This window comes from Ktedonosporobacter rubrisoli (assembly GCF_004208415.1).
Classification (GTDB): domain Bacteria; phylum Chloroflexota; class Ktedonobacteria; order Ktedonobacterales; family Ktedonobacteraceae; genus Ktedonosporobacter; species Ktedonosporobacter rubrisoli.
Genome location: NZ_CP035758.1, coordinates 4,072,658 through 4,086,692, shown reverse-complemented (window position 1 = coordinate 4,086,692; position 14,035 = coordinate 4,072,658). Strand labels below are relative to the sequence as shown.

The window sequence follows — 14,035 nt, the reverse complement described above, 5'->3', positions numbered from 1 at the left end:
TAGTATTGGAAATAGAGCCTAAAAGCGTGGTAGAGAGGAGGGGTGAGCCCGATCAGTAGATGATGGGCTAAAGTGAGGTTTGAAGAGAGCGTAGTTTTCAAACAGTGAAACCATGATCAAAAGTACGACGTATAGGCAAATAAGAACAAGAAAAAGATGGACCAGAAGGGGGAGCCAGAATGGTATTAGCGCGCTTCCTTCCTCGGGATGAGCGATTTTTCGACTACTTTCGTCAGGCGGCCGAGAACGCTTCGGCGGTAGCCCAGGCTCTATGTGAACTGCTTGAGAACTACAGAGATATTGAGGAGAAGGCTCGACGGGTACGCGACCTTGAACGCAAGGGCGATGAGATTACTCATCAGATCTTCAAGGCGCTCTACAGTACATTCGTGACGCCGCTTGATCGTGAGGATATCACCGATCTGGCCAGTAAGCTCGATGACTTTGTAGATTCCATTGAAGAGGCCACCAGACGCATCAGGCTTTACCATATCGATCAACCAACTGAGTTTGCTCGTCATCTAGCCAGTATCATTGATCAACAGGCGACGCTAGTGGCCAAGATTGTTCCCTTGTTAGAGAACAGGCGGCACTGGGACAAGTTGCTCCAGTGCTCAATAGATATCAATCGGCTTGAGGGTGAGGCCGACGATGTTCTTGATCAGGCCCTTGCCAGTCAGTTCGATGATGTGCACGATATTGATGCACTCATCAAAGCCACTCGCTGGGGAGAGATCTACCAGCAATTGGAGGATGCTGCTGACTGTGCCGAGGATATCGCTGATACGTTGGAAAGGATTGTGGTGAAGAATGCCTGATACCGCACTCTTCATGCTTGTATTGATTGTTATCATTGGTCTTATCTTTGATTTTATCAATGGTTTTCATGACACAGCTAATGCTATTGCCACTTCGGTCGCGACACGAGTGCTCAAGCCGGGAACAGCTGTGCTTATGGCAGCTGTGCTTAACGTGGTTGGCGCTTTGACCGGTACAGCTGTTGCTAGCACCATAGGGAAGGGTATAGTGCCTCCTGGCGTTGGTACACAACTGCTGGTCATTGCTGCCTTGCTGGCGGCCATCATCTGGGATTTGATCACCTGGCGCTTTGGCATACCTTCAAGTTCCAGCCATGCCCTCATCTTTTCGATTGTGGGGGCGGGCGTTGCGGCTGCTGGCTGGCAGTCTATCGAATTTGGCGGGATCTCTAAAACCTTGCAGGGCCTGGTTTTCTCGCCGCTGCTTGGCTTTGTGGGCGCTCTCCTGGTTATGCTCCTGCTCCTCTGGCTTTTTGCCCGCATGCGTCCCCAGCTGGTTACGCGCATCTTTGGACGCTTGCAGATCCTCTCTGCGGCCTGGGTGGCCTTCAGTCATGGGGGCAACGATGCGCAGAAGACGATGGGCATTATTACGATGGCGCTGGCCAGCTACTATGGCTGGACTGGAAGCCAGTGGAGTGTGCCATTATGGGTAATCCTGGCTGCGGCAACTTCCATGGGCCTGGGCACATGTATTGGTGGCTGGCGCGTCGTGAAAACTGTAGGGCTCAAGGTTGTCGAGCTGCGTCCGATTAATGGCTTCGCGGTAGAGACTGCTGCTGCGGCTATCATCGAGATTGCCAGCCGCCTGGGTATTCCCGTCTCCACAACCCATGTTCTCTCTTCAGCCATTATGGGTGTGGGAGCAACCAGGCGCTTATCTGCCGTACGTTGGGGCGTAGCTGGAAGCATTGTTATTGCCTGGGTGGTAACCCTTCCCGTGTGTATTTTTCTTGGCTGGGCTATCTATTTCCTGCTGCATGCCCTGACAGGTATGCGTTAGAACCAGAGAAGACTTTAAATTCTGGCATATCATTACCATGCTCTGCCTCTATCTGCTCGTTTGCCAGCATTGCTTTATGGCGCTCAATCTTGCGCCTGATGACGACAAGATTGCGTTCTAGCTCATCCAGATGTTTCTGTACCTGTTGCTCATGGCACTCAAGGAACTCCAGGCGTTTGCGCGCCGAGGGATCGCCTTGTCTCCTCAAATCTGCGAATGTTTGCATTTGGCGGATAGACATGCCTGTTGTGCGTAAGCATTGCAAGAATGAGATCCAGGTGAGGTCATCACTTGTGTAGCGACGATGGCCGCTGCTAGCACGGCCCACGGGATCGAGTAATCCCACGCGCTCATAGTAGCGCAGTGCGTAGACACTCAGACCTGTACGCGTCGCGACTTCTTGAATAGTCAGTTCTTCTTGCATGTCAGCAGTATACAAGTTAGAGTGCGCACTAAGTCAAGGGGTTGGGAGGAAAATTTTGCACAAGCAGAGATCCAAATATAAAGAGCTCCTCAATTCCATTCTTGCCTTTGCTGCATGTCTGAGGAGCTCTTTGGAGCGTACTAACTGCTAATTATAGGGCAGAGTGCAGACTATACACGTAGTTTTGAATGGCCTCTACCTGATCTTCTTCGGGATACTGATCGATCAGATCCACGATGGCGCTGCCTACAACGGCCCCATCCGCAAAAGTGGTTACGGCGGCGATATGCTCAGGGGTTTTGAGGCCGAAGCCTACAGCTAGTGGGATGTCTTTGCCTTTCGTATAGCCACGGACGCGTTCGATAAAGCTGCGGAGATGTGAAGGGAGCTCTTTACGAGCCCCTGTTACTCCACTGAGCGAGACGCAGTAAATGAAGCTGCCTGTAGCTGTGAGATCAACAATACGCTCAATGCGCTCATCGGGAGTTGTGGGCGGGATAAGAAAGATCAGCGCCTGGCCATGTTGTTTTGCCGCTCGCTGAAGATCTGCCGCTTCTTCTGGGGGGAGATCAGGAACGATCAAACCGCAAATACCGCTCTCCCTGGCCAGGGCGCAGAAGCGTTCAATTCCATAGTTAAGGATGGGGTTGTAGTAGCCCATAGTTATAAGTGGCACATTGCTGTGCGCAGCTATAAACCTGGCGATCTCCATATACTTGTTGAGCGTCATGCCTTGCTCAAGCGCTACGTGGCCGGCGTGCTGAATAGTAGCCCCATCGGCAAGCGGATCGCTGAATGGCATGCCTAGCTCGATAATATCGGCTCCTGCTTTTGCCGTGGCTAACACTAACTTTGCGCTTTGCTCTGCGTTAGGATAGCCCACCATAAGATAGGGAATAAGCACGCCCCGACCTTGTTGGCTGGCCTGGCCAAAAGCCTTGGTGATCCGGGAGGCCGGTGTAACCTGGTCCTGATTTTGCTCTATAACGCTATTGCTTGTTGGTTCCATTGGTGCTCCTGAAAGTTGGAATGACCTGCTACTCAATCTAGTCTAAGATGGCAGGATTGGTTGGATCTAAGATAGCTGCTTGATAGGTCCCACCGGCATATTTATGGAGCAGCTCTTGTAGATCGTTAAGACCTGCTGTAATATCCTGGCGAGCCTGGGCATGGTGGGCCTCGATAGTAATAATTGCATCGGTTGTATCGGCCTGCGCCGCACTTTGTTCGCTTTGTCGCCAGCACCAGCGTCGGGCAAAGACAAGTTTTGTATCATCAGAGAAAATGACCTCACCAGGCTCGGGATGCTCAGCTTCTGTCTCGCCGAGAGTGGTATATCTTTCTGTCCCGCTGGCGAAATGCACAGTAATCGGGCCCTGGATGGTGCGTGTATCAACCACTGCTACAGGCAAGGCATATCGAATGCTGACAAGGTTCCCGATGTCGACGAGCATGTTAATAGAAGGGATATCGCCTTTTTTAGTTAAGCGGCGCAGTAATGCTTCTGCTGCGCTACGATACTGCGTCGGGTCCACGCCAAAACCACGGAACGCGCCGCGCCAGGCGGCCAGGGAGGCGATCTGGCTCAGCGGAGTAGAGCCGATGCGCTGCAATACCTGTTGCTGCTCTGCTTGATAGGATGCTAATAAGCTATCTGGCGTTGGGCCATTTGTCAGTCCATGGGCAAGGATGATTCCGCCTACAACGCCTGGATAACGTTTGAGAACATCGGCATGATATTGAAATCCACTCATTTTTGTAGCCCTTTACAACTGTACATTGAGAGCTTTGGCGACAGTGAGCATATCTTTATCGCCGCGCCCAGAGAGATTCACGATGATCAACGATCCATCAGGAATCTTACCTTGCTCGCCCATTTCTAAGAGATAGCCAAGGGCATGCGATGATTCGAGGGCTGGAATAATGCCTTCGCTTCGGCTAAGGGCCTGGAGGCCGCGCAGAGCCGTGGCGTCGTTGGCGGAGACATAAGAGGCGCGCCCCGTCTCTTTGAGATAGCTATGCTCTGGCCCCACGCCTGGGTAGTCAAGTCCGGCAGAGATGCTCTGGGTCTCAAGGATCTGCCCGTCATCATTTTGGAGCAGGTAACTGAGCGTGCCATGTAGGACGCCGGGACGGCCAGCGACGAGTGTGGATGCATGATTGCCAGGAGTAAGCTCTGTGCCGCCAGCCTCTACGCCGATAAGTTGTATATCCGGTACATCGGCAAAGGGATAGAAGATGCCGATGGCGTTGCTGCCACCGCCCACGCAGGCCAGGATCAAATCAGGGTAGCGTCCCTCCTGCTGCAAGATTTGTTCGCGCGCCTCTGTGCCAATGACCGATTGGAAGTCGCGAACAATCCTTGGATAGGGATGTGGGCCTGCCGCAGTGCCAAACAGATAAAAAGTAGTTTCTACGTTGGTGACCCAATCGCGAATCGCTTCATTAATGGCATCTTTAAGCGTGCGCGAGCCGCTGGTTACTGAGCGTACTTCTGCCCCCAACAGCTTCATACGGAAGACATTGAGCGATTGACGCTGCGTGTCAAGCTCTCCCATATAGATAATACATTCAAGGCCGAGCAAAGCGCAGACCGTGGCTGTGGCCACGCCGTGTTGCCCGGCTCCCGTTTCGGCTATAATTCGCTTCTTGCCCATGCGCCTGGCCAGGAGAGCCTGTCCCAGAGCATTGTTAATTTTGTGTGCGCCAGTATGAGCCAGGTCCTCGCGCTTGAGATAGACCTTACAGCCGGGCGAAACCAGCTCAGAGAAGCGTGGAACATAGTGGAGCGTCGTCGGGCGGCCAACATAGCTGTGTAATTGCTCGCGTAATTCGGTCTGGAAGGCCTCATCCTTGCGTGAAGCCTCGTAGGCCTCTTCCAGCTCAGCCAGGATTGTCATGAGACTCTCGGGGACAAATTTGCCACCGAAGGAACCGAAGCGCCCCCGCTCATCTGGATAGAAATCATGTTGATAGGATTGCGAAGAAGCATTGGGAGACGTGACTTGTTTCTGTATCTGCATTAGCTATGTGCTCTTTCTATTCCTGAATAGTGTCAGTATTGCGTACTGCCTGCATAAATGCGCGTATCTTTTGGGAATCTTTCTGCTTGTTTGTTTCCACACCGCTACTAACATCAACTCCCCAGGGCTTGACATGTAGCACGGCCTCTCTGACGTTCTCAGGGTTGAGCCCGCCGGCCAGTAGGATTTGAGCCGTCTGGGCCGCCGTGCGGGCAATATTCCAATCGTGGGTGACTCCTGTACCGCCCCATTCTGAAGTTGGCGTATCCAATAAAATGCGCCAAGCAGCGTCGCGATAACTCAGCAGCAGATCCAGATCAATCTGGCTTCCGGCCTGGATGGCCTTAATGACCGGGCGCTTGATCTGCTGGCAAAATGCAGGGCTTTCGGTGCCGTGAAGCTGTATATAGTGCAGGCCAAGCTCTTCAGCGACCTCATTAATGTAAGCAGCCTCCTTGTTGACAAAAACCCCTACCAGATCAGGCAAGGCATGCTCGGAAGCGCCATTGTTGTAGAGCTTACTGTCTTTTAGGGCAGCCTTGACCTGCCGGGGCTCAATGTAGCGATGGCTGGGCTCATGAAATATGAAGCCGAGCAGATCGGCACCAGCCTCTATGCAGGTGTCTATATGTTCTGGAGTACGCAGGCCGCAGATCTTTGCCTGAGTGCTCTTATTTGCACCTTGTAAAAGCATGCGCATCTGGCCTGGCACATCGTTGGAAACTACTAATGATTCGCCAACGAGCATAGCCTGGACATCGTAACGGGCCAGGCGGCGCGCGTCGGCAGCTGTATGAATGCCACTCTCTGCTACCACCACGCGATCCGCTGGAATAAGGGAGCGCAGGTCGCGAATCAGGTAAGGATTCATTTTAAAGCTTACCAGATCCCGACTATTGACGCCAATAATCATGGCGCCAGCGCTAATGGCTCTTTGGGCCTCTTCTTTGCTATGGGCCTCAACGAGGCAATGCATGCCCAGGGTCCGGGCAACCTGTAAGAGGTGAGAGAGCTGAGCATCGTCAAGAATGGCGCAGATCAAGAGAATGGCATCCGCGCCCCAGGCCCGCGCCTCGTAAACCTGATATTCGTCAACGATGAAATCTTTGCGCAATACAGGTACATTGACGGCGGCCTTGATCGCCGTCAAAAACTCAGAAGAGCCCAGAAAGAAATGAGGTTCCGTCAGGACTGAGATAGCGGCGGCACCGTTTTGCTCATAGGTGCAGGCCAGCTCAACCGGGTCAATATGCGGAGCCAGCATCCCTTTAGAGGGGGAGGCTCGCTTCACCTCGGCAATCAAGTTTACCTGTGGGCGTGAGCTAAGCGCTTGCCGCAAGTCGCGCGCGGGAGTTTGCTCACTTACGCGTCGTTGTAGCTCTTCCAGCGGTTGTTCGCGTTTGTGCTGCTCTAAATCTATGCGCGTTTGGGTAACGATACGTTCAAGAAACATGATGATCTACCTGTCTAGGCCTGAGCACAAGCGAGGAAATCTGCAAGTTTGCGTTTGGCTTTGCCCTCGCGTAGGGTAGCGCGTGCCAGCTTTACGCCTTCGCTGAACGAGGCAACCTGTTCATTGGCAACCAATGCCGCACCAGCATTTAAGCAGAGTATATGCGTTGCAGGCGTATCTGTATATTCGGAAAGCAGTTCGCGCAGGAGTGCTGCATTGTAATTAGGATCACCACCCTGGAAATATTGCCTGTCCGTGGAGCGTGGTAGACCGGCATCTTCGGGTGTGATCGTATACTCGCGCAAATCCTGGCCCTGTCGCACTTCACAGACGTGAGTTGGTGCGCTCAGCGAACATTCATCTAGCCCGTCCTCGCTATGGACGATTAAGGCGTGATGGCAGCCCAGGTGGAGCAGAACCTCGCCCATTTTGTGCAGATGGGATTTATCGGCGACGCCAAGTAATTGATAGCGCGTATAGGCTGGATTGGTCAAAGGTCCCAGGATGTTAAACACCGTGCGAATGCCGATTTCGCTGCGCGTAGGGCCGACATGTTTCATCGCGGGATGGTAGGCGGGCGCAAACATAAAGCCAAAGCCTACTTCCTCGATGCAGCGGGCAACTTGTTCGGGGCCGAGATCGATTTTTGCGCCAAGCGCTTCTAAGACATCAGCGCTTCCACAGCGACTCGTCGCCGAGCGGTTCCCATGCTTGGCAATGGTTGCCCCGGCCGCCGCGGCGAGAATCCCGGCAGCTGTGGAGACGTTGAATGTGCCAGCATTATCGCCTCCAGTCCCGCAGGTATCCATGGCCTGGGCCGTGGCCCTATCGTTCAAGGCTACACGCCTGGCCTTAGCGCGCATTACGCGGGCCAGCCCGGCAATCTCTTCAACTGTTTCCCCGCCGGGACGCAAGCGCAACGCGGTGAGAAATGCCCCCATCTGAGAAGCGGTAGCGCTTCCGGTCATAATTTCTTCCATGACCGCTTCCGCTTCGGCCTGACTGAGAGTAGCGCCAGCCGCGACATGAGCAATGGCTTCTCGAATCACCTCAAAATCTCCTCTATATTACTAAGGAATCCTTACTTGTAGGATGATTACTTTCGTGGACATGCCTATGTTCTTTCTTCTCCAGGAAATTTCGTAGCAAGTCCTTGCCTACTGGCGTCATGATTGATTCAGGATGAAACTGTATGCCTTCAACCGGATAGCTGCGATGCCTCAGGCCCATAATCAATCCATCAGCTGTCTGCGCAGTAATCTCCAGCGTGGCGGGAAGCGTCTCCTCCTCGACGATAAGACTATGGTAGCGATTAGCCTCGAATGGCTCTGGTAGCCCATGCAAGCTACCTTGACCATGATGGTATATTAAGGAAGTTTTGCCGTGCATTGGCTCTGGCGCGCGCACAATGCGACCTCCATAGGTCTGGCCAATGGCCTGATGGCCCAGGCAGACACCAAGGGTGGGAATGCGTGGCCCAAAGGTTTCTATGATCTGGCAGGAGAGCCCAGCCTCGTTTGGCGTACAGGGTCCTGGTGAGACGACAATATAGTCAGGGTGCAGATCCTCAATTTCTGCAAGGCTTACCTGATCGTTGCGGCGTACGAGTACCTCTGCGCCCAGTTCGGCCAGGTATTGGTGCAGATTGTAGGTAAAGCTGTCGTAGTTATCAATTAATAGCAACATGGTTCTTTCCCTCGTTGGCATGGCTAGAAAGGTTTTCTGGCTTCTCACCCTCACATGTGCTTTGCGCCTGGGCCAGACGTTCTGCCTCATCCAGGGCTCTCAATAACGCTCTGGCCTTATTCAGGCTTTCCTCGTACTCCGCGCTCGGGTCAGAATCTGCGACAACACCACAGCCTGCCTGGACATATGCACGACCATTCTTGATTACCATTGTACGGAGGGCGATCGCTGTTTCCTGATTGCCTGTGTGGCTGAAGTAGCCCACGGCTCCGGCATAGACTCCCCGCTGCGTATTCTCAAGCTCCTGGATGATCTCCATGGCCCGAATTTTAGGAGCGCCCGAGACTGTACCGGCCGGAAAGCCTGCGCGTAGCGCCTCAAAAGGGGTCACGTCTTCCCGAAGCCGGCCTGTAACATTTGAGACAAGATGGATTACGTGTGAATAGCGCTCGATATCCATGAACTCGCTAACCTTGACGGTACCGGCTTTGCTCACACGTCCCACATCGTTGCGGGCTAGATCAACAAGCATGACATGCTCGGCTCGCTCTTTGGGATCGCCTTTCAGCTCTTCGATGAAAAACTCATCCTGCTGGCGATCGGCGCCACGGGGGCGTGTACCGGCAATCGGGCGGATGGTTACCTCATTATCCTCAAAGCGAACCAGCAGTTCGGGCGAGGCTCCAACAATATGAAAATCTTCTAAATCCAGATAGAACATATAGGGAGAAGGATTAATCGCTCGCAGCGCACGATAGACCGTAAACGGAGCGGCGTTGACATGACGGCTCAAGCGCTGTGAGGGCACGATCTGAAAGGCATCTCCGGCGTGAATATATTCTACCGAGCGGCGAACCATCTCCTCAAATTCCTCTTTGCTGCGGTTCGAGCTAATTTGTAATGCGGCAGAATCGTGGATGGGGGCCGGCTCCTGTGGTAAACGTACTGGCTGGTGCAAGCGCTGCTGAACAGCCTCAATGATTTCCCGACCACGCCGATACTCAGCTGCGAGATCTGGCGCATCCAGGTGCAGATGAGTGACGATGCGCACGCGATGCTTTACATGATCGAAGACAAGGACGGTTTCGGTAAAGCAGAAAACCGCAAGTGGTAAATCCAGTTCGTTTTTCTCGGGAACTGGCACGCGCTCAAAACGCGCAACAGCCTCGTAGCCCAGGTAGCCCACGGCTCCCCCATAGAACTTGGGCAGCTCGTCAGGCGAGATTGTGGGTGGAGTGACTAAGCGATACTGCCCAAGTTCTGCTTCGACAAACGCCAGCGGGTCGTGACAAGGAACTTCTTCAATCCTAGAGGCGGTTGTCCCATCATACTCGATGTCATGTCTATGTAAACTCGCGGTCTCGCCGCGCTGGATCATTACCAGATACGGATCGGTGCCAATAAACGAGTAGCGCGCGACGTGTTCTCCTCCCGAGACGCTTTCTAGAAGAAAGCTATAGGGGCTCTGAGCAGTCTTGCAGTAAGCCGAGACCGGAGTTTCCATATCAGCCAGGATATCCCGATAGAATGGAAGAAGTGGCCTACCTTGCTTGCCAGCGTGAACGCTCATCTCCGCATCGCGCAAGCGCTCAATCTCTTCAAAGCTCGGATAATACATAAAACTTTACACCTGCAAAATTTCTCTATGTGCCGCCAGGAGAACTCGCCTGGCGGCCTCTGATTTAACCTAATCCTATGACTTCTTTGACACGATTCAGAGTTGCAGTTGCCTGGGGACGTACTCTATCTGCTCCTTGTTTAAGAATGCCTTCCAGGCTGACCATATCGTTGATATATTCGTTGTAACGGCGCTGAATGGGTTCCAGCGTTGCCACCAATCGGTCTGTAAGCGCTGCTTTAAAGTCGCCGTACCCTTTGCCTGCGAACTCTGCCTCGATCTCCTGCTCCGGTTGCCCTGTGAGCATCTGGTAGATCGTGAGCAGATTTGTGATGCCGGGACGCTCTGGATCAAAAGCGACAAGGCGCAGAGAATCCGTTGTCGCGCGGGCAATCTTCTGTTTGATGACTTTGGGCTCATCGAGCAGATTGATGCGGGAGGCAGGATTCGGATCGCTCTTGCTCATCTTCTTGCTTGGGTTTTCCAGCGACATGATGCGCGCTCCTGTGTCGCGAATCTGGGCCTCGGGCAGCGTGAATACGCGCTTCTTATAGAGACTGTTAAAGCGCTGGGCGATATCGCGCGTGATCTCGACATGCTGACGCTGGTCATCTCCAACGGGAACATAATGCGTCTGGTACAGCAGGATATCGCAAGCCATGAGAACCGGATAGCAATAGAGACCGGTGTTTACCGATTCCGGATTCTCGTCGGCTTTCGTCTTGAACTGCGTCATACGGTTAAGCCAGCCCATCGGCGTGTAGCAGTTCATAATCCAACTCATCTCAGCGTGCTCGTGAACATGGGACTGGACGAATAAGTTGCAATAGCGTGTATCCAATCCACACGCCAGGTAGAGAGCTGCCAGTTTCCGCGTATTCTGATGGAGCTCTTTAGCATTAATGGGCAGCGTTATTGCGTGCAGATCGACGATACAAAAGATGTTATCGTATTGATCTTGAGCGCCGACCCAGTTGCGGATTGCTCCCAGGTAATTGCCCAGATGGATATTGCCGGTTGGCTGTATACCTGAGAATACGCGCTTTTTCACCTGTGTAGCTGTCGCGCTAACCTCCGCTTGATTTTTCTGATCTGTCTCGATGCTCATCTCTTCACCTCTCACCGTATGACATAAAAAACACCAATAAAAAACGCCCCTCAATCCCTCTACAGGGACGAGAAGCGTGAAGCTTTCGTGGTACCACCCTAATTCAGATTATTTACCTGCATCTCTTCGCGGTAGATAATCCCTCGTTACCAGATACGCCGATTTCGTGCAGCCCTGCTCTCATCGTTAAGGTCGGCTCGGCCCTTCAGCTAAATTGCTATGTGCGCCGGCCAGACTGCCTTATCTTGATATCCTGTCCTCAGTAACGGGGGACGTTCCGAAAGAGTACTACTGATTCCAACCGCATTCAGGTGAGAATGTTCGCTCTTTAGCTTCCAGGCCCATTCCATAACCCCAGTAGTGTCGGTTTCCACCGGCCCGACTCTCTGTGCCTCTGTCTGGTTACGTACTCTTCCTGTTCATGGCTCTAGATATTCTTTTGTGCTTACTGAGAGTATAGAAAGAAATTTGTGTCATGTCAAGTACCATATCCTGTTTCTGAACTAATATAGAGATCGGTGTTTCTAGCTTGACCTTGTTTTAGTTAAACTGGCGCATTAAAGCGAGCACACTGCTTACGTAGGGCCAGTTGAAGATGCCCCTGTGAACGACAGACCAACCCCCCTCATTATAGGCGCTGATGACCTTGCTGAGATCGCCATGAAAGTCTGACCAGAGCCAGCGCAGATATGTGGCTCCCATGTAGATGTTATCACTGAGCTTATAAGGGTCGCGACGAATGCCGGTGGATGCATTGATGCTCATAGCAGTGTAGGGCATGATTTGCATGGTGCCTATGCCACCGTCACGTGCAATGATGTGCTGATTCCAGCCGCTTTCCTGCCAGGCAATGGCGTAAAGTAGGTTGACTGGTAAACCATAGTAGCGTGCCGCTTGCTGCAGGAGCGCAGACACTTCTTGCCGAGAGGACCAGTCCAGGGCGTTATAGGCATACCAGCGCACGCTCCCATTTGGATGAAGACCGCTAGAGCTTTCCAATGAGGTATGGCTGTTGCCCGCTGGTCGCGGTATACATAGTTGCTGGTGGATGAAAATCAAGTTAATGTTGCGAATATTATTGGCTCTTGCCAGGCTCGCGGCTGTTGTGCGGTTATTTCTGGCGATACGGCCCAGGGTATCGCCAGGACGTACTTTATACCATGTACAAACGTTTCCATAGCCGGGATTGGCTGCATAGACATCAGGATGTCGCTGAGAGACTACAACGGAACCGAAGAACAGGATGAGCGTGAGTGCTAGAAGCACAATTTGTCTATGAAAAGGCTGGGGCAACAGGCAACCGAGTTTGTCTTTACAGCCTTGCCAGGCAATTGTGTGTGCTGCGGCAAATTCCTGTATCGGTGTATTCATCATAGTTATATATCTCCTCTCTTTTCTCACTATATCCCGGTATTAAATAGAGAACTACTGATATTTAGCTGCTGGCAAAAATGTGTATATCGATAGATATGCATGGCGGAAAAGGGCGAATTGGTACATTATCCTGAACTAAGAGCTCTCCCAAGGTTGGGCGGGAAAAGCTCTTAGCACTTGAGGGAGGGTGAGAGGATTGTCGGAATGAGAGCCTGGCGCGTTCCAGGCCCAATTTGCTTGTTATTTGAGCAGTTAGCGCGGGCCTGTATAGGTTGCCCGTGGCCGTATGAGCTGACCAGTTTTATATTGCTCGATGGCATGAGCAATCCAACCAACCGTGCGCCCCAGAGCGAATATGGCTAGCGCGCTCCCTCTGGGAAGTTGCAGGACCCTGGCAAGCAGTGCCAGGCTGAAATCCAGATTTGGCTTTTTATGGATTGTTTGCTCTACTGTTTGGACAATGGCGTTTGCGTGTTGAACAGATGGTGTCGTAGCGTAAGCCTGTGCTATGAGACGAAGCAGCAAGGCGCCCCGGGGATCTCCAGAGGGATAGAGTTGGTGCCCAAAGCCTGGAATATGTCCACCACGCTGCAGGCGAGACGCTACGGCCTGGTAGGCGCGTTCTGGCGAGCTTACTTCATACAAGAGCTCTTCGACGAGCAGCGTGTTTCCGCCATGTTTGAAGCCTTGCAGAGCTGCTAATCCGGCAATGATCACCTGATAAAGAGGAGTTGCGGCCGAGGCAACGACACGCGCTGTGAAGGCTGAAGTATTGAGCTCATGGTCGGCGCTAAGAATAAGTGCCGCATTAAGTAGGGAGGGAAAGTGGGGAAGGTTCTGTTGCCCCCAGCCCTGGCGCAAAATCTCTATGCTTGTCAGGCCAAGATCATAGCTATCAGCCAGGGTGGCGGCCACGAGCCTCAGGATGCGGGCGCCCGAGCGTAAGATATTGTTAAGCTGCGGGTCCAGGTCATATGCTGCCAGATCATCGGCTGCCGCAAGGGTGAGGACGATCTGTAATTTCTGTAGGGGTGTAAGCTCATAAGTAATTTGTTTGAGTTGCTCATGGTAGGATTTAGCCGATTGATTGGGGCTAAAGATGCTAGTTTCCTTATCGGGCTCTCCGGTCCAGAGCAATGCAGCAACGCGCTCAAAGCTCCAGCTTGTCGCCAGTTGGGTTACATCATAGCCCCGGTAGTAGATCCCCGTTTCATCGATCAAGGTGAGCTCTGAGCTAAGAATGGGCATTCCCCAATGCATGGCGTCGCTTGTAGCTTTGGCAGGATCGCGCCTATATGTTTTGCGTTCGACAAGTTTTTGCACATCTTCCGCGTTGTAGAGCCTGGCGCGATTGTTAGCACCTGCCGGCTCTGAGCGGAGCAAGCCGCGGCTGACGTAAGCATAGACCGTGGTCGGGCTTACCTTGAGAGCTTCAGCAACTTCAGCGGCGGTAAGATAGTGAGTTGATTTCATGGGCCCTCCTTTCATCAGGACAATAGTACAAGAAATTGATAATTAAATCAATATT

General features: G+C 52.7%; 13 protein-coding genes. 2 read left to right on the top strand and 11 right to left on the bottom strand.

The window, feature by feature from the left end; genetic code table 11:
• Positions 1-179 precede the first annotated feature (179 nt).
• Together EPA93_RS18070 and EPA93_RS18065 are read left to right on the top strand one after the other, a co-directional pair.
• On the top strand, positions 180-818 hold the full coding sequence (locus EPA93_RS18070; protein ID WP_129888848.1) for a DUF47 domain-containing protein: 639 nt from the start codon (positions 180-182) through the stop codon (positions 816-818).
• Positions 811-1,821, top strand: coding sequence for an inorganic phosphate transporter (locus EPA93_RS18065; RefSeq protein ID WP_129888847.1), 1,011 nt, complete (start codon positions 811-813; stop codon positions 1,819-1,821). Before EPA93_RS18070 ends, EPA93_RS18065 begins: the two co-directional genes overlap by 8 nt.
• Here the strand turns inward: EPA93_RS18065 and EPA93_RS18060 are convergent.
• From EPA93_RS18060 to EPA93_RS18010, 11 genes are all read right to left on the bottom strand, one after another.
• Positions 1,781-2,245, bottom strand: coding sequence for a MerR family transcriptional regulator (locus tag EPA93_RS18060; protein ID WP_129888846.1), 465 nt, complete (start codon positions 2,243-2,245; stop codon positions 1,781-1,783). The two genes, EPA93_RS18065 and EPA93_RS18060, sit on opposite strands and share 41 nt — an antisense overlap.
• 151 nt (positions 2,246-2,396) lie before the next feature.
• A complete protein-coding gene (gene trpA, locus EPA93_RS18055; protein ID WP_165423228.1) occupies positions 2,397-3,254 on the bottom strand; it encodes a tryptophan synthase subunit alpha in 858 nt (285 codons plus the stop codon).
• Positions 3,255-3,291: 37 nt separating this feature from the next.
• The gene (locus EPA93_RS18050) at positions 3,292-3,999 is read right to left on the bottom strand and encodes a B3/B4 domain-containing protein (protein WP_129888845.1); all 708 of its coding nucleotides are present in this window, start codon (positions 3,997-3,999) and stop codon (positions 3,292-3,294) included.
• Between the two features lie 12 nt (positions 4,000-4,011).
• A complete protein-coding gene (gene trpB / locus EPA93_RS18045; protein WP_129888844.1) occupies positions 4,012-5,268 on the bottom strand; it encodes a tryptophan synthase subunit beta in 1,257 nt (418 codons plus the stop codon).
• Between the two features lie 16 nt (positions 5,269-5,284).
• Positions 5,285-6,721, bottom strand: a complete 1,437-nt coding sequence (gene trpCF, locus EPA93_RS18040) for a bifunctional indole-3-glycerol-phosphate synthase TrpC/phosphoribosylanthranilate isomerase TrpF (RefSeq protein ID WP_129888843.1) — start codon at positions 6,719-6,721, stop codon at positions 5,285-5,287.
• Positions 6,722-6,735: 14 nt separating this feature from the next.
• A complete protein-coding gene (trpD, locus tag EPA93_RS18035) occupies positions 6,736-7,770 on the bottom strand; it encodes an anthranilate phosphoribosyltransferase (protein ID WP_129888842.1) in 1,035 nt (344 codons plus the stop codon).
• A 13-nt stretch (positions 7,771-7,783) separates the two neighbouring features.
• Positions 7,784-8,407: an anthranilate synthase component II gene (locus EPA93_RS18030; RefSeq protein ID WP_129888841.1), complete on the bottom strand. Its 624-nt coding sequence runs from the start codon at positions 8,405-8,407 to the stop codon at positions 7,784-7,786.
• Positions 8,391-10,025, bottom strand: coding sequence for an anthranilate synthase component I (gene trpE, locus EPA93_RS18025; RefSeq protein ID WP_129888840.1), 1,635 nt, complete (start codon positions 10,023-10,025; stop codon positions 8,391-8,393). Before trpE ends, EPA93_RS18030 begins: the two co-directional genes overlap by 17 nt.
• A 64-nt stretch (positions 10,026-10,089) precedes the next feature.
• Complete coding sequence (trpS, locus tag EPA93_RS18020) at positions 10,090-11,133, bottom strand: tryptophan--tRNA ligase (protein ID WP_129888839.1); 1,044 nt, start codon at positions 11,131-11,133, stop codon at positions 10,090-10,092.
• A 540-nt stretch (positions 11,134-11,673) separates the two neighbouring features.
• Positions 11,674-12,507, bottom strand: coding sequence for a lytic transglycosylase (locus EPA93_RS18015; protein WP_129888838.1), 834 nt, complete (start codon positions 12,505-12,507; stop codon positions 11,674-11,676).
• A gap of 252 nt (positions 12,508-12,759) precedes the next feature.
• Positions 12,760-13,980: a citrate synthase family protein gene (locus EPA93_RS18010; protein WP_165423227.1), complete on the bottom strand. Its 1,221-nt coding sequence runs from the start codon at positions 13,978-13,980 to the stop codon at positions 12,760-12,762.
• Positions 13,981-14,035 lie beyond the last annotated feature (55 nt).